This is a genomic window from Nonomuraea sp. NPDC046570, assembly GCF_040645915.1.
GTDB lineage: Bacteria > Actinomycetota > Actinomycetes > Streptosporangiales > Streptosporangiaceae > Nonomuraea.
On record NZ_JBEYZF010000022.1, the window covers coordinates 100,016 to 118,323 of the forward strand.

The window sequence follows — 18,308 nt, forward strand, 5'->3', positions numbered from 1 at the left end:
ACCAGAGTATGGTCTGACCATATACCTGCCGGGGAGAGATCGGATGACTAGGAAGTTCGAGGATGTGCTCGCTCAGATCGAGCGGCGCATCGCCGAGGACGGGCTGACGGTCGGCGACCGGCTGCCCGGTGAGCGGCAGTTGGCCGAGCAGCTCCGGGTCGGCCGCTCCTCGGTGCGCGAGGCGCTGCGCGTGCTGGAGACGCTCGGCGTGCTGTCCTCGCAGGCCGGGCGCGGTCCCGACGCGGGCGCCGTGCTCACCGCCCGGCCCGACAGCCCGCTGACCGACCTGCTCCGGCTGCACCTGGGGCTGTCGAACCTGGAGCTGAGCGAGGTCGTCGACACCCGGTTGATGATCGAGCGCTGGGCGGTGGCCAGGGCCGCCCAGGCGGGGGCCGGCACCGGCGAGCTGGCCGCCGCGCTGGCCCGGATGGACGCGGCGGACGGCGCCGAGGAGTTCGTCGAGCACGACACGGCCTTCCACTGCGCCATCGCCGAGGCCTCCGGCAACCGGCTGATCGCCGCGATCATGCGGTCACTGCGCGACTCGATGCGGCGGTACGCCGTGGAGGCGGTGGAACGCCTCGGCGACACCGCCGAGCTCCGCGCCGACCACCGGCGCATCCTGGCGGCCATCGACGACGGCGACTCCGCCGAGGCGGCCGCGGCCGTCACCGACCACCTCGCCCGCGCCTATCCCGGTCACGTCTAGTCGACGGAGTCGGCGATGCGGCAGTTGGCGCCGGAGCAGGTGCGCATCATCAGCAGCCGGGCCTGCAGCCTCTGCAGCAGGCCGGGGTCGGAGATCTCGGTGATGGCGGCCAGGTTGTGCAACTGGTCGGGATCGGTGGTCAGGTCGTAGAGCTGGGTCTCGCCCGTGGCGTACTGGACATAGGTGTGGGTGTCGGTGCGGAGCGCCACGTAGGGGGGCACCGGGGTCTGGGCGGCGGACCTCGCGTTCGCCGGGCGGTAGAACTCGATCAGCGCGTTGCGCCGCCAGCGCGCCGGCCGCTCGCCGCGCAGCAGCGGGAGCAGGGAGCGGCCCTCCACGAAGGCGGGCATGGTCGCGCCGCCGAGCTCGGCGAAGGTGGGCGCGACGTCCACGGTCGAGGCCATGCTCTCGATCGCCGAGCCCGGGGCCACGCCCGGTCCTCTGACCACCAGCGGCACCTTGATCGCCTCCTCGAACGGCGTGGTCTTGCCCTGCGGAAGGCGGTGCGTGCCCAGGTGGAACCCGTTATCAGAAGCGAAGAAAATGTAGGTGTTGTCCAGCTTGCCCGATGCCCGCAGCGCGGCGACCAGGCTCCCGACCATGTCGTCCACGCCGAGCATGGCCCGCATCCTGGCGCGGTAGCGCTCGTCGATCCGCGCGATCCCCGCCGGCCCGATCAACGGCCGTTCCCGCAGCCACTCCGGCTCGTCGTCGAAGTACTCCTGGTTGAACGAGTCCGTCCTGGGCGCCTCGGCGCCGGCGAAGGCCTGGGCGTGCCGGGGCGCGGAGTTGGCCGGGTTGTGCGGGGCGATCGGGGCGAGGTAGAGGAAGAACGGGGCGTCGTCGGCCGCTCCGACGAAGTCGACGGCCTTGCGGGCGAGGACGTCCTCCAGGTAGTCCTGCGGGGCCGTGCCGTACGGCACCAGCGTGCCGTTCTCGTTGAGCGTGTAGTCGTACTCCTCGTACAGCCGCCGCACCGGCACGGCCCACTCGTTCCACCCGGGGGGCACGTACGTGGCGGGCGCGGCCTTGTCCGGGTAGTGGTTGAGGTACTTGCCCATCAACGCGGTGCGATATCCGGCGCCCTGCATCCAGGTTCCCAGAGTGGAACGTTCCAGATCTGTCTTATGGAATCGGCTGAAACCGCCTTCGGGGGCGGTGTTGGTGAGGACGCCGTGGCTGTGCACGTACTGCGAGCGCAGGATCGACGAGCGCGAGGGGCAGCACCAGGAGTTGGTGACGAAGAACCGGTCGAACGACGCGCCCTGGCGCACCAGCTCGTTGGTGATGTTGGGGAAGTTCTGCAGGGTGCCCGACTCCAGGTCGTCGGCCAGGATGAACACGATGTTCGGCCGGGGCGCGCGCACCTCGCCGATGGCGAGCGTGGGCTCGGCCGCGACCACGAGGAGCAGCAGGAGACAGACGAGGCGCCACATAACCTTCATCACAGGTCTCCTCCTCCCCGGGAGATCACGGATTGACACACGCCAACTCCCCTGAGCTAATAGAACACGTTCTACTCAGGGAGCGGCCCGATGAAGCTCGGCCTGAATCTCGGCTACTGGCAGCGCGCCGCCGACGACGCCACAGAGGTGGTTCGCACCGCCGAGCGGCTCGGCTACGACTCGGTCTGGACCGCCGAGGCGTACGGCAGCGACGCCTTCACCCCGCTGGCCTGGTACGGCGCCCGCACCTCCAGGATCAAGCTGGGCACCTCGGTGGCCCAGCTCTCCGCCCGCTCCCCCGCTGCCACCGCGATGACCGCGATGACCCTCGACCACCTCACCGGCGGCCGCCTGCTGCTCGGCGTGGGCGCCTCGGGCCCCCAGGTGGTCGAGGGCTGGTACGGCCAGCCGTTCGCCAGACCGCTGGCCAGGACCCGCGAGTACGTCGACATCATGCGCAAGGTCTGGCGCCGCGAGGAGCCGGTGACCGGCGACGGCCCGCACTACCCGCTGCCGCTGCCCGGCGGCCACGGCAAGCCGCTCAAGCTCATCACCCACCCCCTGCGCCCCGACATCCCCCTCTACCTGGGCGCCGAGGGCCCGAAGAACGTCGCGCTGGCCGCCGAACTCGCCGACGGCTGGCTCCCGCTGTTCGCCTTCCCCGCCAAGATCGGCGAGATGTACGGCGAGTCCCTCGCCACCGCCCCGAAGGACTTCGACATCGCCGCCATGGTCATGGTCGTCATCTCCGACGACGTCAGGGCCGCCCTGGACGGCGTGAAGCTGATGCTCACCCTGTACATCGGCGGCATGGGCGCCAGGAGCCGCAACTTCCACGCCGACATCATCGGCAGGATGGGCTACGCCGAGGCCGCCGAGCGCGTCCAGGCCCTCTACCTGGCGGGCCGCAGGGACGAGGCGTTCCAGGCGATCCCCGACGAGCTGGCCGACGGCATCTCCCTGGTCGGCCCACCGGGACGGATCCGCGAACGGCTCCAGCCCTGGCACGAGAGCCCCGTCACCAGCCTGCTGGTGATGGGGCCCCGCGACGAGAGGTCGCTGACCACGATCCGCGACCTGGTGCTCGGCTAGTCGGGCCGGGGAGCGGGGTCGGCGGTGACCGAGCGGAGCAGCGGCCTGCTCAGGGCGCCCGCCGCGATCACCCCGCCGAAACCGAGCCCGACGCACGCGGCCAGGGTGATCGCGCCGGTGGAGCTCATGGACCCCGACGCGAACGGCAGGGCGCAGAACGCGCCGGCCAGGATCGTGCCGCCGCCCATCACCGTCAACGGGATCAGCGTCTCGGCCCGCCTGGCCTTGTCCAGCACCTCCAGCGGAGTGCCCGCGAGGCGCAGCAGGGCGTAGGTCTGCCTGCGGTCCAGGATCGAGGAGGCGGCGGTGATCGCCGAGCTGGCGATCGCGACCAGGAACGACACCGCGAGCACGGTGATCACGCCGACCCTGATGTCGTCGAGGATCACCAGCTGCGCCTTGTCCTCCTCGGCCCTGGTCGACGCGCCGTGACCGGGCGAGACCCCCTCCAGCGCGGTGCGCGCCCGGTCCAGCGTCGCGTCGTCCGTCTTCTTCACCGCGATCGTGACCAGGCCGTCCTTGTGGGAGACCTGGGCGCCTATACCCGCCTCGTCCAGCCGCCGCTCGACCTGGGCGACGGCCGCGGCGGGCGCGGTCAGGCGCAGCTCGTCCGCCGCCCCGTCGGTGGCGAAGGCGCCGGGGCTGAGCAGGCCGATGAATCCGGCGACGAACCCCGTCATGGCGACGCCGCTGACCGTGCGCCAGCCCGCGCGCGGGTCGTCGATCAGCCGCCGCGCGGCCAGCAGCCTCGCCGGACGCCTGGCCGCGCCCGCGGTGATCCTGCCGATCATCCCGACCACCCAGGGGCCGGCCAGGTTGACGGCGAGGAAGGCCAGCCCGATCATCACCGCGACGACGCCCACCCCGGCGTTCGGGGCCACCACGGGCACGGCCGCGAGGACCACCAGCAGCACGATCATCCTGACGACGCGCATGCCCGGCGGCGTCTCCCGCTTGGCCACGCCGAGCGGGCTGACCACCACCCGGCGCAGGCCCACCACCGCCGACACCCCGACCAGCAGCGGCACGGCCACCAGGACCGCGGCCACGTTGAGCAGGCCCGGCCACAGGTCGGCGACGAACCAGCCGCCTCCGGCGATCGGGATGCCCGCCAGCAGCGGCATGACCAGCGCGTACAGCACGAAGCCGAGCAGCGCGCCCGCGAAGGCGACGATCACCGCCTCCGCCGCCGTCATGCCGACCACCTGCCCCGGGGTGGCTCCGACCAGGCGCAGCGCGGCCAGCCGCTGGTCGCGGCGGGCCACGGTGAGCCGGGCGGCGGCGCCGCCGAACACCAGCAGCGGCACCAGCATCAGCACGCTGGCGATCAGCGCGAGTGCCTGGTAGGCGATGGCGTCGTCGGTCCGCTCGCCGGTGAAGTCCGCGATGGGCGTCGGCGGGACGGCCGTTCTCATGTCGTGCGCTCGGGCGGCTGTCATCGCCGGGTCGCCGGGGGCGCGCCCGACCACGGCGACGAGCTCGTCCGGGTGGATCAGCGCCTGCTCGCCGAGTACGCCGGCGGGCTTGCCGTACCGGGCGGCGAGCTGGCCGGCGGGCAGGCTGGAGGCCAGGTCGGCGAGCGCCGGGGAGAGCCAGACCTGGCCCGGCCGCGGGAAGGTCCTCAGGCCGGGCGGCGGCGGGGCGGTCCGGCCGTCGAGCGCGGCCAGGTCGATCACCGTGATCGGCCTGCCCGCGGCGTAGTCCCTGCGCATGGCCTCCACCGCGACGGGCTTGCCGGACTTGACCGGGTTGCGCCAGGCCTCCCGCTCGGCCCTGTCCTGGAAGGCGAAGTTGGCCGCGACCGTGAACAGCAGCAGCGTCGTCGAGACGGCCACCGCGGCCAGCGTGAGCGAGCTGCCCAGCAGGCCGCGCCGGCCGCCGCCGCGCAGCAGCCGCCAGCTCAGCGCGAGCGAGGTCTTCACGCGCGCACCCCCGGCAGCAGGTGGCCGTCGCGGACCTCCACCGTACGGTCGCACCAGCCGGCCACGCCGGGGTCGTGCGTCACCACGATCAGCGAGGCCCCGTTGTGCTTGGTCGCCTCCACCAGCAGCCGCATCGTGTCGTGGCCGGTCGTCTGGTCGAGCGCGCCGGTCGGCTCGTCGGCGAACACCACGGCGGGCTTGGTCACCAGCGCCCTGGCGATCGCCACCCGCTGGGCCTGGCCGCCGGACAGCTCGCCCGGCCTGCGGGTCTCCATGCCGCCCAGGCCGAGGGGGGCGAACCAGTCGCGGGCCTGCCGTACCGCCTGGGCTCTGGGCAGGCCGCCGAGCATCAGGGGCAGCGCCACGTTCTCGTCGGCGGGCAGCTCCGGCAGGAGCTGGCCGAACTGGAAGACGAAACCGAACCGGGTCCGGCGCAGCGCGCTGCGCTCGCGTTCGCGCATCGCGTCGATGCGCGAGCCCAGCAGGTGCACCTCACCGGAGTCCGGCTTCATGATCCCGGCCAGGCAGTGCAGCAGCGTCGACTTGCCCGATCCGCTCGGGCCCATGATCGCGACGGCCTCGCCCGCGGCCACCGCGATGTCCACTCCGGCCAGTGCCCTGACCCTGTCTCCGAACGTCTTCGTCAGCGCCCGTCCCGCAAGTACCTCACTCATGACCAGGACTCTCCCGCGCACGCTCCGGTCGCCGTATCGGCCGGGCGTCCGATGCCCCTCGGCCGAACGGCCGATCTCTAAGCTGTCAAAGTGACTATTCGCGTGCTCATCGCCGACGACCAGGAGCTGGTCCGCACCGGCTTCCAGATGATCCTCGACGCCCAGCCGGACATCGAGGTGGTGGCGGCCGTGGCCGACGGGGCCGACGCCGTCGAGGCGGCCAGGCGGCTGCGGCCGGACGTGTGCCTGCTCGACATCCGCATGCCCAGGCTCGACGGGCTCGAGGTGACGCGCATTCTGGCCGGTCCCGGGGTGGAGAGCCCGATGCGGGTGGTCATCGTCACCACCTTCGACCTGGACGAGTACGTCTACGGCGCGCTGCGGGCCGGGGCGGCCGGGTTCCTGCTGAAGGACAGCGGGCCGACGCTGCTGATCGAGGCGATCAGGGCCGCGGCGGCGGGCGACGCGCTGGTGTCGCCGTCGGTGACGGTACGGCTGCTGCAGCATCTGGCCCACCCGCGCACGGGAAACGGATCCCAGTCGCCGAACGATCCGCTGACCGAGCGGGAGCTGGACGTGGTGCGGCTGGTGGCCCGGGGCAGGACCAATCAGGAGGTGGCCGGGGAGCTGTTCGTGTCGCTGTCGACGGTCAAGACGCACCTCGGCAGCATCCAGGTCAAGCTCGGCGCCCGGAACCGGGTGGAGATCGCCGCGTGGGCGTGGGAGTCCGGCGTGGTGAGCTGATTAAGCAGGTGGCTGTCGGGATAAAAGTGAATCAGAACCTCAGCGCATGTCCGGGGGGAGAGATTCGTGCGCTTTACCCCGTCACCACCGAAAAGGCCCGCCACCGCCGCCGTCTACCTGACCCTCGCCGCCCAGCTCGCCGCCATGACCGCGCTCGTGCTCTTCGAGGAGGTCCGCGGCCGTCGCCTGGCGGCCGAGATCGCCTCCCTCGGCGGCGATCCGCGCTCCCCTGGCGCGGAGGCCCTGGTCGGCGCCGTCACGCTGTTCGCCGTGCTGATGATGCTGCTCGTCGGCACCACCGTCGCGGCGTCCGCCGCCTACCTCACCTGGCTCGTCCGCGTCCGCCAGGCCAACTCGCGCACGGCCACGGCCGCTCCGGTGGCGGCCGGGTGGCTCATTCCGGGCGTCAACCTGATCGCCCCGGCCCTGCTGGTGGACGAGGTGTGGCGGGGCGCCCAGCCCCCGCTCGACCGCCGCCACCGCTGGCTGGCGCTGCTGGGGGCGTGGTGGCTGAGCTGGCTGACGGCCCTGTCCCTGGTGGTGGTACGGCTCCCGCTGGACGCGGGGGCGGGCGAGCTGACCGGGCTGAGCGGCGTGGAGCTTGCGGCCACCACCGTGGCGGCCCTGCTGTGCGCGCTGACCGTCCGCGAGATCACCCGCATCCAGACGGCCCCCTCCCGCCAGCGCTTCCACTCCCTCCGCCCCCCGCCCCGCTCCCTGTCCGCCTTCCGCCGCACCCCGCTGGAACCCTCCGGCACGGCGGAGGGCTAGCGCCTCTCCTACGCCGCGGCCGGTCCGGAGCTGCCCTGGCTGGCGTGCCAGAGCCGGCGGGGCGGGTCGACGACGCCAGGGGCGGGGCCGATGTCGGCGTAGGGGGACAGGCGGAAGCCGTTGGCGTACTCGATCTGACGGCCGCCGACGGCCTGGTCGGGCTGCGGGACGCGGTCGAGGAGGGCGCGGACCGCCGCCAGGCCGCCTGAGCGCCAGGCGGCGTCCAGGTCGACCAGGTTCCAGCAGTCGACGGCACGCATCGACACGGCCCGGGAGCCGGTGCGGCGGATCACCCCCCTGGCGACCATCAGCCACGAGCCGAACACCGTCGCCGCGCACCTGCCCTGGACCGACTCGAAGAACGTCAGGTCCACCGGGCCGGTCGAGTCGTCCAGGGTGGTGAAGATGACGCGCTGGCCGGAGCGTACGGCCGGCGTCTGGGTGGCCACCTTCACCCCCGCGACCAGGATCTCCGCGCCGTTGCGCTGGTCGAGGAGCTCGCTGGAACGCACCACCCCGATGGCGTCGAGCAGCTCGTCGTGGAAGCTGATCACGTGGCGGCTGACGTCGATGCCGAGGATCTCCAGCTCGGCCTCGACCATCTCGGTCTCCGTCATCTCGGGCAGCTCGCCGGGCTCGATCCGCTCGGCGAACCCGAGCGGAAGCTGGACGGCCTGCCGCGCGGGCGCGTCGCGCTGGTTGGGGACGTAGCCCTTCTTCCTGCCCGCGCCGCCCTTGACACCCGTCGCCGAGGCGCGTTCCAGGACGCCGACCTGGGCGATCAGATCGCGGCGGGTCAGCTCGCCCGGCCGCCAGCGCGGGCCGCCAGGCCGCAGGCCGTGCACCGCGTCGAGGCCGCCCACCTGGACGATCCGCTCCATGATCGGCCGCGAGGGCCTGGCCCGGTCCCAGAAGTCGGCCAGCGAGGTGTACGGCTGCCCGGCGACCATCCGCTCCACCTCGGCCTCGCTCACCCCCTTGACCCCGGAGAACGGCACCCGCAGGGCGTACCCCCGCCCGAGCTCCCCGGCCCGGAACTCCCGCACCCGCCGGGCCGGCGTCTCGGCGCCGGGCTCCAGCAGGTCCTCGGGCCGGACGCGGACCGACAGGGCCGGGCCGACGCGTTCCACCCGCCACTCCCGGCCCGACCTGTTGATGTCCAGCGGCAGGATCTCCACCCCGCACTGCCGCGCCTCGTCGATGATCACCCGCTGCGGGTACATCCCCGGCTCGTGGGTGAGCACCCCGGCGAAGAACGCGGCCGTGTGGTGCCGCTTGAGCCACGCCGACTGGTAGGTGGGCAGCGCGAACGCCGCCGCGTGCGCCTTGCAGAACCCGAACGCCCCGAACGCGTCGAGCACCTTCCACGCCTTCCGCACCGTCCGCTCGTCGAACCCGTTGTCGAGGGCGAGCGGCTCGAACCAGGACTTCACCTTCTCCCGCCCCTCGGCGGTGGCCAGCGTGCGCCGCATCCGCTCGGCGAACGACAGGGTCCGCCCGGTCATCACCTCGATGACCTTGAGCACCTGCTCGTGGAAGACGACCACCCCGTGGGTCTCTTTGAGCGCCCCGCGCAGCCGCTCGTGCGGATAGTACGGCTGCCGCCACCCGTGCCTGGCCTCCAGGTACGGCGTGACCATGTCGGAGTTCACCGGCCCCGGCCGGAACAGCGAGATGTCCACGATCAGGTCGTGCATCGTGCGCGGCTCCAGCTTGGCGACGAGCTCCCGCTGCCCCGGCGACTCGATCTGGAAACACCCGAGGGTACGGCTGGCGCAGATCATGTCGTAGGTGTCCTGGTCGTCGTGCGGAACCGAGTCCAGCTCGACCTCGAGGTCGTCGACGCGCCTGATCTCACCCAGCGTGTACGCCATCGCCGACTGCATCCGCACGCCGAGCACGTCCAGCTTGAGCAGCCCCGCCTCCTCCACGTCGTCCTTGTCGAACTGCGACATCGGGAACTCCAGCAGGCTGCGCTCCACCGGGGTGCGGTCACGCAGCGCCGAGTTGCCGATCAGCACCCCGCACGGGTGCAGCGCGATGTGCCGGGGCAGCCCGTCGAGCTTCTCGGCGAGCCGGAAGACGCGTTCCAGCCCGCCGTCGCCGAGGCGGCTCTCGCGCAGCTCGGGCAGGTCGCTCAGGGACGCGGTGATCTGGCGGGCGCGGATGTGCGGGAAGGCCTTGGCGATGGCGTCGATCTCGTGCGGCGGCAGCCCCATGGCCCCGCCCACGTCGCGGATGGCGCTGCGCGCCCGGTAGGTCTCCATCATGGAGACGCAGGCCACCCGTGCCTCGCCGTACCGGTCGTAGATCGCCTTGTAGCAGTCGAGGCGGCGGGCGGATTCCACGTCCACATCGATGTCGGGCAGGCCGATGCGGCCCTCGGACAGGAAGCGCTCCATCAGCAGGCCGTGGTCCAGCGGGTTGACCTCGCCGATCCTGAGCAGGTAGTTGACCAGGCTGCCCGCGCCCGAGCCGCGGATGGCGCAGCGGACGCCCATCTGCCGGATCATGTCGGTGATACCAGCCACCGCCACGAAATATCCGGACAGGCGTTTCCGCTCGATGATCCGCAGCTCCTCCTCCAGCCGGGTGCGCGCGTGCTCGTCGCGGTCGAGGCCGCGCTCGTGCAGGCCGTCGAGGACGCGGTGGCGCAGCAGCGGCACCGGGTCGCCGCCGATCTCGGGCAGGTGCAGGTTGTGCGGCTCGGGCCCGCGCAGCGGCAGCAGCTCCAGCGGGTCGACGGCGCACGCCTCGGCCAGCCGCCTGGTGGTGTGCAGCAGGCGGCCCACCCGCCGCTCGTCGCCGCCGCAGACCTTGTAGGCGACCTGCCCCATCTCCTCGCCGCTCTTGAGGTAGGCGTGCGAGGTGGACCGCTCCAGGTGCCGGGGGTGCAGCGGGACGAGCTGGCGAGCCGCGTCGAGCACGTCGCCGACCTGGTGGTCGGCCGGGTCGAGGTAGCGGGCCGCGTTGGTGAGTACGGCGGGCACGCCCGCCGCCTCGGCCAGGGCGAGCATGCGCACGGCGGTGATGGCGTCGCGGTAGCCGTACTGGTCGACCAGCTCGATCACCACGCCCGGGACCAGTGACCGCCAGCGGTTCAGCAGCGCCCCGGCCTGCTCATCGCGGCGGGCCGCCACCGCTCGCCCGACGTCCGACCTCGGCCCGAGCAGCACGACCAGCCCGTCACGCTCCCCGAAACCGTCGGAGCCGGCCGCGCCGGACCAGGAGCCGACCAGCTCGCGGGTCACCCTGGGCTCGCCGCGCGCGCCCGAGTGGTGGGCGGCGGTGACCAGCCTGGCCAGCCGCGACCAGCCGCCCGACCGGGCCAGCACGGTGACCCGGTCCTCGGCGTCGGGCCCGGTCCGCGGGCGCGCCTCCCGGGACGCGGGGGCGCGCGACGCGGGATCCCGGGACGCGGAGGGGGCCAGGGCGAAGTCGACGCCGAAGACCGGGCGGATGCCGGCGTCCGCGCAGGACTGGGCGTGCTTGATCGCGCCGTAGAGGCCGTCGCGGTCGGTCAGCGCGAGGATGTCCATGCCGTGCTCGGCCGCCCGGCGCACCAGCGCCTGCGGAAAGGCGGTGCCGTAGCGCATGGAGTAGGCCGAGGCCACGTGCAGGTGCGGGAATCCGGCCATCAGTCCCACGACCTCATCAGCAGCCAGCCGCCGCTCGCGCTGTCGAAGCGCAGCTCGTAGGAACCGACCTCGCGCCCGGGACTGGCCTCGATCCGCCAGAACCGGCGCTCGCCGGGATCCCCCTCGGTGGTCTTCCACCACTCGCGGGCCACCACCCAGTGATCCAGGACGCGCCTGACCAGATACAGCCGGTCACGCCAGACGAACTGGGTGGGCTGCCCTTCGCGGGTCCACACCTCGATCGGATCGCCATAGAGTCTGCTCAAGACGTCTCTTCTTCCCGGGGCTCCTGATGGATCTCTCGTGAGCCACCCGGGGGAAGGCGGGTGCTATGTATCGAACATATGTTCTTACGCGCCGAAGCGCAAGTCACCCGCCTGGCGGATCAGCGGGTTGGCGCCGATCGAGTTGCGGACGCTGAAGGCCACGCTGCCCGCCCGGTAGCGGTCGTCGGACCACTCGACGGGGCGGCCCTCGTGCGTGGTGGTGATCCGGCGCTGGCGCAGCAGCGGGCTGCCGCGCCGTACGCCCAGCAGGGCCGCGTCCCGGGTGCCCGCGGCGACCGCGTCGAGCAGGTGCTCGCCGTAGGCGAAGACCACGCCGGCCGTGTCGTAGAGCGCCTGGGTGATCGACTCGCAGTCGGCGGGGACCGCCTCGACGGCGGCGGCGATCCAGTCGGCGTACACGGTCCGCTCGACGAGGACGGGCTCACCCTCCAGGGTGCGCAGCCGCAGGACGTCGAGCACCGTGTCCGAGCCGAGCCGCCCGGCCTCGGCGCCGCGGGCGGGCCTGCGCCGCTGGGCGATCACCTGGCCGCCCACCCGGTAGCCGTTCGAGCGCGCCCACTGGGCGAAGCTGTGCAGCTCGGCGAAGCTCTGGCTGCGCTCACCGCCCAGCACGATGCGCCTCGCCCCCTGGCGGGAGCCGACCAGGCCCTCGGCGGCGAGGACCGCGACGGCCTGCCGTACGGTGCCCCGCGCGGCCGAGTAGCGCGCAGCCAGGTCGGCCTCGGAGGGAAGCTGCGAACCCACCGGGTGGACGCCGCCCACAATGTCGTCGCGCAGCTCAGCGGCGATCCGTTCATAGCGCGCGGCCATTCCCGACTCCTCACGTTCATGAAAGAGCAATCTTTATGCGACTAACTAGGGCTGGCCTTGTTTGTACAGGTTCCCATACCGTTCGTTCCACACCCCCGAGAGTGGAGGCGTCGTGTTCACACCCCGCGCCCGCATCGCCGGCCTCATCGCAGCCCTCACCGTCGTCTCCGCGGCCTGCGGCGCCGCGCCGACCGCCACGCAAACAACAGCAGAAGGCGGGGTGAACGCGAAAACCGCCACATCGGCCGCCGATTTCGGCGGCTTTGACAAACTCGTCGAAGCGGCCAAGAAAGAAGGCAAGCTTCACGTCATCGCGCTCCCGCCCGACTGGGCCAACTATGGCCAGATCATCAAAACATTCGGCGAGAAATACGGCATCGCGATCGAGAGCGAGGATCCCGACGCGGCCAGCGCCGACGAGATCAACGCGGTGAAGACCCGCAAGGGCCAGGACCGCGCCCCCGACGTCCTCGACCTCGGCCAGGCGTTCGCGATCAGCGGGGCCAAGGATGGCCTGTTCGCCCCGTACAAGGTGCAGACCTGGGACAAGATCCCCGAGGGGCAGAAGGAGCCGACCGGGCTCTGGTTCAACGACTACGGCGGCTACGTGTCGATCGGCTGCGACGCCAAGAAGATCACCACCTGCCCGAAGACGTTCGCCGACCTGCTCAAGCCCGAGTACAAGGGCAAGGTCGCGCTGAACGGCAACCCGAACAAGTCGGGCTCGGCCTTCGCCGGCGTCTACGCCGCGGCCCTGGCCAACGGCGGCTCCTTCGACGACATCCAGCCCGGCCTCCAGTTCTTCAAGAAGCTCAAGGACACGGGCAACTTCAACCCCGTCGAGACCACGCTCGCGACGATCGAGAAGGGCGAGACCCAGATCTCCCTCGACTGGGACTACAACAACGCCGCCTACGCCCCGAAGATGGCCGAGAAGGGCCTGGACTGGCAGGTGGTCGTCCCCTCCGACGGGCAGTACTTCCAGATGTACGCCCAGGCGATCAACAAGGACGCCCCGCACCCGGCCGCCGCCCGCCTGTGGATGGAGTTCCTCTACAGCCCCGAAGGCCAGAACCTCTACCTGGGCGGCTTCGCCCGTCCGGTGCTGCTGCCCGCGATGACCGCCGACGGCTCGGTCGACCAGGCCGCCGCCGGCAAGCTGCCCCAGGTCCAGGGAGAGCCGAGCTTCCCGACCTCCGAGCAGGTGGACAAGGCGAAGGCCGCGCTGGCAAGCGGCTGGGACGCCGCGATCGCCGGTTGATCGTGGCTCGGTCCAGGGGCTGGCTCGGCGCGCTGCCGCTGCTCGTCTTCGCCGGGCTCGTCTTCGGCTTCCCGGCGATCGCGATCCTCGGCGGCACGTTCACCGTGCAGGGCTCGCCGAGCCTGCGGAACCTCACCCAGAGCCTGAGCGGCGGCAACCTGACCTCGCTCGCCGGCAGCGTCCAGGTGTCGGCCGTGGTGGCCGGCGCCGGGGCGGTGCTCGGCACCTTCCTCGCCTACGCCGTGGTCACCTCCAGGTTCCGGGCGCTGCGCGAGGCGGTGCTGACCGCCTCGGGCGTGCTGGCCAACTTCGGCGGGGTGCCGCTGGCGTTCTTCTGGGTGGCCACGCTCGGCAACTCCGGGGTGATCAGCGGGCTGCTGGGCCTGCCCTCCGGCGCGCTGTACACCTTCTGGGGCCTGGTCGTGGTCTACCTCTACTTCTCCATCCCGCTGATGGTGCTGGTCATGGCGCCCGCGCTGGACGGCCTGCGCCCGCAGTGGCGCGAGGCCGCGGCCGGCGGCGGGGCCACGGCCTGGCAGTACTGGCGCTACGTCGGCCTGCCGGTGCTCACCCCCGCCCTGCTGGGCGGGGTGGTGCTGCTGTTCGGCGGGGCGTTCGCGGCCTACGCGACGGCCGCCGCCATGGGCGCGGGCACCGTCGTGCCGCTGGTCACGCTGAAGATCGCCAGCGCGCTGACCGGAGACGTGCAGATCGGCTTCGAGAACGTGGCGCTGGCGCTCAGCCTCGACATGGTGGTGATCGCGGGCCTGGTCATGGCCGTGTACCTGCCGCTGCAGAAGAGGAGCACCCGATGGCTGCGCTAGCGTCCGTGACGGGCGTCCCCGAGGCGGCCGAGCCACCGCCGCCGCCACCGCGCGCGGGCCGGCCGCGGGTGTGGCGCGGGATCGTGCTCGTCCTGGCCGCCGCCTACTTCCTGGTGCCGCTGGTCACCTCCTTCTGGTTCACGGTCTACAACGACATGACCGGATTCTCCCTGTCCACCTACACCGACCTGCTGGTCGCCGAAGGCTTCGGCCGCTCGCTCGGGCTGTCGCTGGGGCTGGCCGCGGCGACCATCGTGCTGGTGCTGGCGCTGACCCTGCCCGCGATGCTGGCCGTACGGCTCAGCGCGCCGCGGCTGCGGCCGGTCATGGAGGTGGTCTGCACGCTGCCGCTGGTGGTGCCGCCGATCACGTTCGTCACCGGGATCGGCAAGTCGCTGCAGGTGGGCGGCGAGGTTCTGGCGCCCACCCCGTTCTGGGCCACGCTGATCGCGATCCAGGACCCCGCCTTCCCGATCGTGCTGGTGCTCGCCTACGTGATGCTGGCGCTGCCGTTCGTCTACCGGTCGCTGGACGCGGGCCTGGCCACGATGGACGTGCGGACGCTGGTCGAGGCGGCCCGCAACCTGGGCGCGTCCTGGCCGCAGGTGATCTTCCGGGTGGTCGTGCCGAACCTCCGCTCGGCGCTGGCCAGCGCCTCCTTCCTCACCCTCGCCCTGGTCCTCGGCGAGTTCACCGTGGCCAGGCTGCTCGGCTACCAGCCGTTCTCGGTGTGGATCGTCACCATCTCCGGGTCGCAGGCGCAGCTCTCGGTGGCCGCCTCGGTGCTCAGCCTGCTGCTGACCTGGCTGCTGCTGCTCGTCGTGTCCACCGCCTCCGGAAGGAAACGCTCGTGACCGCCCAAGTGGAGTTCAGGGGACTGCGCCGGGTCTTCGGCCGGACGGTCGCGCTGGACGGGCTCGACCTGACCATCGCCGCCGGCGAGCTCGTCGCGCTGCTCGGCCCCTCGGGCTGCGGCAAGACGACGGCGCTGCGCTGCGTGGCCGGGTTCGAGCACCCCGACTCCGGCGCGGTGCTGGTGGACGGCAAGGACATCACCGGGGTGCCCGCCAACAAGCGGGACGCCGGCATGGTGTTCCAGTCCTACTCGCTGTTCCCCAACCTGAACGCCCGCGACAACGTCGCCTTCGGCCTGCGGGTCCGCAAGGTCCCGGTGGCCAGGCGGCACGCGCGCGCCGCCGAGCTGCTGGAGCTGGTCGGCCTGCCCGCGCACGCCGACCGCTACCCCCACCAGCTCTCCGGCGGCCAGCAGCAGCGCGTCGCGCTGGCCAGAGCCCTCGCCCTCGAACCCAGCGTCCTGCTGCTCGACGAGCCGCTTTCCGCCCTGGACGCCAAGGTACGCGTCACACTCCGCGAGGAGATCCGCCGCCTCCAGCTCGACCTCGGCATCACCACCGTCTTCGTCACCCACGACCAGGAGGAGGCCCTGTCGATCGCCGACCGCGTCGCGGTCCTCCGCAACGGCCGCCTGGAACAGTGCGGCACCCCCGCCGAGGTGTACGGCAGGCCGGCCACCCCGTTCGTCGCCGAGTTCGTCGGCACCATGAACCACCTGCCCGGCCGCCTGTCCGGCGACCAGGTGACGGTGCTCGGCCAGCTCCTGCCGGTGGACGGCGAACCCGGGGAGACGCCGGAGGTGGACGTACTGATCCGCCCCGAGGCCGTCCTCGTCGAACCCGACGCCGACGGCCGCGCCGAGGTCGTCACCGTGTCGTTCCGCGGCGCGTCGGCCCGGCTGCGGATCGCACTGGGGGGCGGCGAGGTGCTGTCCGACGTGCCAGGCCACGAGGCGGTACGGCTGACGCCCGGCACCCGGGTCACCGTGCGGCTGGTCTCACGACCTGTCCTGGTGGCCCCACGCACCTCCACCGCACCCACACCCGCCGCCGAACCGTCCCCCGGGGCCTCGGGCGAAGTCGGCGGGGATGCCGCGCGTGCCGGATAGGCCATGCGTGCCGGGTGGGGCGAGTATGCCAGGTGGGGCGCGTATGCCGGATAAGTCTGGCGAGCGACCGCTGGCGGTGCTGCTCGACATGGACGGCACCTTGGTGGACACCGAGGGCCTGTGGTGGGCGGCCACCTCCTCCGTCGCCCACTCCCTCGGCACCTCCCTCTCCCCCGACGACACTCCACACGTCCTGGGCCGAACCGTGGAGGACACCGCCGCATTCCTCCTCACCCTGGTCCCCCATACCTCCCCCTACCCCTTCGGTTCCCCCGACTCCTCCGGCTCCCATGGCTCCCCCGGCTCCCATAACTTCCCTGGTTTCCATGGCTTCCCCGGTTCCCTGGACGAGACCGTCCGGCGGCTCACCGCCTCCTTCGCCTCCCTGGTCGGGCAGGGTGTGCGGGTGTTCCCCGGCGTCCACGCCCTGCTCGGCGAGCTGTCCCGGGCCAATGTCCGCACCGCCCTGGTGAGCGCCTCCCCCCGGGAGATCGTCGACCTGGTCCTCCCCGTCCTCGGGCACCCATTCGACCTGGTCCTGGCCGCCGAGGACACCGCGCGCGGCAAGCCGTACCCAGACCCCTATCTCGAAGCCGCGAAGCGGCTGAGCGTGCCCCCGGAGCGCTGCGTCGCCGTCGAGGACAGCCCCACGGGCATCGCCGCCGCCACGGCCGCGGGCTGTCAGGTGATTGCGGTCTCCCCTGAGAAAGATGACGAGAGCTTGCATTTTCAAGCCCTGTTGGAGCGAATCTCTTCACAAGTGGGCCTGTAAGTGTAGGCTAAGAGCAGCTTAACCAGGGAGCTTGTCATGTTGTTGCGCTTCAGGGTGGCCAATCATCGGTCGATCCGCGACGAGCAGACCCTCTCGTTCATGGCGGTTCCACGCCGGGGGGAGCCGAAGCAGCTTTCGACCGTCCGCGCCGCAGGGGTCTACGGGGCGAACGCGTCCGGCAAGTCCAACGTCCTCGACGCACTCCGATGGATGATCTCCGCTGTCCAGGTCTCGCATCGGCAATGGGACCCTGCCGGGGGCATCCCACACCGACATTTCAAGCTTTCCGCCACCGGAGCAGACACACCATCCTTCTACGAGCTGGACTTTCTCCACGAGAACGTCCGTTACTCCTACGGGTTCGAGGTCAACGGCTCGCAGGTGCTGGCCGAGTGGCTCAACAGCTTTCCCCATGGCAGGACCAGGAAGCTGTTCGACCGCTCAGGTCCCGGGGAGATCGACTTCGGGCGTGGGCTCGTCGGCGAGACGGAACGCATCCGGCGCCTCACCCGCCCCAACTCCCTCTACCTCTCCTGCGCGGCGTCTAACAACCACCCCCTGTTGAGTTCGCTACACGAGCACCTGACCAGCCACGTGCTCTTCGCTCAGCACGGCGAGCACGACGAAAAGGTGCGGTTGCTCCTCGCGAAGACCCTGCTGGCCGACCCAGCGATCGCGCCCACCATGAACCAGTTGCTCAGAATCGCCGACCTCGGCCTGGAGGCGGCGGAGATCGTCGAGGTCCCGCTGCCCCCACGGAGCGAGGAGATCCTCCAGCATCTGTCCACGATCGAGGACCTCGGCCCATTCCCACCGGACACACTGGACGAACTCCGCAAGGAAATCCGCCTGCGCAGGCCAGGAGGGCATGCTCTTCGCCTACGGGAGGAAAGTGCAGGCACACGCGTGTGGCTGTCCCTCCTGGGGCATTCGCTGGCCGCCCTCGGGAGTGGCGGGATGCTGGTCGCCGACGAGATCGACTCGAATCTGCATCCGCTGCTCAGCTCAACCTTGATCCGCATGTTCAAGGATCCCGTCGTCAACAGGACGAACGCCCAACTCCTCTTCGCCTCCCATGACACCACGCTGCTCGGCTCCATGCTCGATGACCAGATTCTGGAACGGGACGAGGTGTGGTTCACGGAGAAGGACGAATCCGGCGCGACGCGCCTCTACTCGCTGGCCGAGTTCACTCCTCGGCGTGACGAGAACGTCGAGCGGGGCTACCTCCAGGGGCGCTATGGCGCGGTGCCGTACCTCAGCTTCGACAACATCCGCGAACTCTTCACGGAAAGGCCGCTGTCGACGCCATGAGCCCTCTGGGTGCTCTATCACTTCGAGCAGGCTGGGAGGGCCGCGCGATGACACCACTGCCCGATCTGTAGGTGTTGTCGCT

Annotated in this window: 16 protein-coding genes; 10 read left to right on the forward strand and 6 right to left on the reverse strand. The window is 71.5% G+C overall.

Going from position 1 to position 18,308, the window contains the following annotated elements; all coding sequences use genetic code 11:
- Window positions 1-43 precede the first annotated feature (43 nt).
- A complete protein-coding gene (locus ABZ911_RS29370; protein WP_358062862.1) occupies window positions 44-709 on the forward strand; it encodes an FCD domain-containing protein in 666 nt (221 codons plus the stop codon).
- Here the strand turns inward: ABZ911_RS29370 and ABZ911_RS29375 are convergent.
- Window positions 706-2,154, reverse strand: coding sequence for a sulfatase (locus tag ABZ911_RS29375; protein WP_358062865.1), 1,449 nt, complete (start codon window positions 2,152-2,154; stop codon window positions 706-708). The two genes, ABZ911_RS29370 and ABZ911_RS29375, sit on opposite strands and share 4 nt — an antisense overlap.
- A gap of 90 nt (window positions 2,155-2,244) precedes the next feature.
- Between ABZ911_RS29375 and ABZ911_RS29380 the strand changes: the two genes are divergently transcribed.
- The gene (locus ABZ911_RS29380; RefSeq protein WP_358062868.1) at window positions 2,245-3,246 is read left to right on the forward strand and encodes an LLM class F420-dependent oxidoreductase; all 1,002 of its coding nucleotides are present in this window, start codon (window positions 2,245-2,247) and stop codon (window positions 3,244-3,246) included.
- On the opposite strand, the gene ABZ911_RS29385 is transcribed toward ABZ911_RS29380, so the two are convergent.
- Both ABZ911_RS29385 and ABZ911_RS29390 read right to left on the reverse strand, forming a co-directional pair.
- Window positions 3,243-5,168: an ABC transporter permease gene (locus ABZ911_RS29385; protein ID WP_358062870.1), complete on the reverse strand. Its 1,926-nt coding sequence runs from the start codon at window positions 5,166-5,168 to the stop codon at window positions 3,243-3,245. The two genes, ABZ911_RS29380 and ABZ911_RS29385, sit on opposite strands and share 4 nt — an antisense overlap.
- On the reverse strand, window positions 5,165-5,842 hold the full coding sequence (locus ABZ911_RS29390) for an ABC transporter ATP-binding protein (RefSeq protein ID WP_358062873.1): 678 nt from the start codon (window positions 5,840-5,842) through the stop codon (window positions 5,165-5,167). The genes ABZ911_RS29385 and ABZ911_RS29390 overlap by 4 nt, the downstream gene beginning before the upstream one ends.
- A 90-nt stretch (window positions 5,843-5,932) precedes the next feature.
- Between ABZ911_RS29390 and ABZ911_RS29395 the strand changes: the two genes are divergently transcribed.
- The gene (locus ABZ911_RS29395; RefSeq protein ID WP_358062876.1) at window positions 5,933-6,586 is read left to right on the forward strand and encodes a response regulator transcription factor; all 654 of its coding nucleotides are present in this window, start codon (window positions 5,933-5,935) and stop codon (window positions 6,584-6,586) included.
- Between the two features lie 66 nt (window positions 6,587-6,652).
- Window positions 6,653-7,357: a DUF4328 domain-containing protein gene (locus ABZ911_RS29400; protein ID WP_358062879.1), complete on the forward strand. Its 705-nt coding sequence runs from the start codon at window positions 6,653-6,655 to the stop codon at window positions 7,355-7,357.
- An 8-nt stretch (window positions 7,358-7,365) separates the two neighbouring features.
- Here ABZ911_RS29400 and dnaE read toward each other — a convergent pair whose 3' ends face one another.
- From dnaE to ABZ911_RS29415, 3 genes are all read right to left on the reverse strand, one after another.
- Entirely contained in the window at window positions 7,366-10,995 is a 3,630-nt protein-coding gene (gene dnaE / locus ABZ911_RS29405) for a DNA polymerase III subunit alpha (protein WP_358062882.1), read from the reverse strand.
- Complete coding sequence (locus ABZ911_RS29410; RefSeq protein ID WP_358062885.1) at window positions 10,995-11,261, reverse strand: DUF6504 family protein; 267 nt, start codon at window positions 11,259-11,261, stop codon at window positions 10,995-10,997. The genes dnaE and ABZ911_RS29410 overlap by 1 nt, the downstream gene beginning before the upstream one ends.
- 84 nt (window positions 11,262-11,345) lie before the next feature.
- Window positions 11,346-12,092, reverse strand: a complete 747-nt coding sequence (locus tag ABZ911_RS29415; RefSeq protein WP_358062888.1) for a GntR family transcriptional regulator — start codon at window positions 12,090-12,092, stop codon at window positions 11,346-11,348.
- Window positions 12,093-12,204: 112 nt separating this feature from the next.
- On the opposite strand from ABZ911_RS29415, the gene ABZ911_RS29420 reads away from it, so the two are divergent.
- Genes ABZ911_RS29420 through ABZ911_RS29445 form a run of 6 tightly spaced genes read left to right on the forward strand, consistent with a single transcriptional unit; the run spans window position 12,205 to window position 18,226 of the window.
- Window positions 12,205-13,353, forward strand: a complete 1,149-nt coding sequence (locus tag ABZ911_RS29420; RefSeq protein WP_358062890.1) for an extracellular solute-binding protein — start codon at window positions 12,205-12,207, stop codon at window positions 13,351-13,353.
- A gap of 2 nt (window positions 13,354-13,355) precedes the next feature.
- Entirely contained in the window at window positions 13,356-14,177 is an 822-nt protein-coding gene (locus ABZ911_RS29425) for an ABC transporter permease subunit (protein WP_358062893.1), read from the forward strand.
- Window positions 14,165-15,031 (forward strand): ABC transporter permease subunit, encoded by an 867-nt coding sequence (locus ABZ911_RS29430; RefSeq protein ID WP_358062896.1) that lies wholly within the window; start codon window positions 14,165-14,167, stop codon window positions 15,029-15,031. Before ABZ911_RS29425 ends, ABZ911_RS29430 begins: the two co-directional genes overlap by 13 nt.
- On the forward strand, window positions 15,028-16,140 hold the full coding sequence (locus ABZ911_RS29435) for an ABC transporter ATP-binding protein (protein WP_358062897.1): 1,113 nt from the start codon (window positions 15,028-15,030) through the stop codon (window positions 16,138-16,140). The genes ABZ911_RS29430 and ABZ911_RS29435 overlap by 4 nt, the downstream gene beginning before the upstream one ends.
- Window positions 16,141-16,183: 43 nt before the next feature.
- The gene (locus ABZ911_RS29440; protein WP_358062900.1) at window positions 16,184-16,912 is read left to right on the forward strand and encodes an HAD family phosphatase; all 729 of its coding nucleotides are present in this window, start codon (window positions 16,184-16,186) and stop codon (window positions 16,910-16,912) included.
- Between the two features lie 36 nt (window positions 16,913-16,948).
- Window positions 16,949-18,226 carry an ATP-binding protein gene (locus ABZ911_RS29445; protein WP_358062902.1) on the forward strand — a complete coding sequence of 426 codons (1,278 nt, stop codon included), beginning with the start codon at window positions 16,949-16,951 and terminating at the stop codon, window positions 18,224-18,226.
- Window positions 18,227-18,308: the final 82 nt, after the last annotated feature.

Bases quoted from the DNA above. Each gene is read 5' to 3' on its own strand.
- dnaE (WP_358062882.1), bottom strand. From the start codon at position 10,995: ATGGCCGGATTCCCGCACCTGCACGTGGCCTCGGCCTACTCCATGCGC.
- ABZ911_RS29375 (WP_358062865.1), bottom strand. From the start codon at position 2,154: ATGAAGGTTATGTGGCGCCTCGTCTGTCTCCTGCTGCTCCTCGTGGTC.
- ABZ911_RS29430 (WP_358062896.1), top strand. From the start codon at position 14,165: ATGGCTGCGCTAGCGTCCGTGACGGGCGTCCCCGAGGCGGCCGAGCCA.
- ABZ911_RS29370 (WP_358062862.1), top strand. From the start codon at position 44: ATGACTAGGAAGTTCGAGGATGTGCTCGCTCAGATCGAGCGGCGCATC.
- ABZ911_RS29390 (WP_358062873.1), bottom strand. From the start codon at position 5,842: ATGAGTGAGGTACTTGCGGGACGGGCGCTGACGAAGACGTTCGGAGAC.
- ABZ911_RS29445 (WP_358062902.1), top strand. From the start codon at position 16,949: ATGTTGTTGCGCTTCAGGGTGGCCAATCATCGGTCGATCCGCGACGAG.
- ABZ911_RS29415 (WP_358062888.1), bottom strand. From the start codon at position 12,092: ATGGCCGCGCGCTATGAACGGATCGCCGCTGAGCTGCGCGACGACATT.
- ABZ911_RS29380 (WP_358062868.1), top strand. From the start codon at position 2,245: ATGAAGCTCGGCCTGAATCTCGGCTACTGGCAGCGCGCCGCCGACGAC.
- ABZ911_RS29440 (WP_358062900.1), top strand. From the start codon at position 16,184: ATGCCGGATAAGTCTGGCGAGCGACCGCTGGCGGTGCTGCTCGACATG.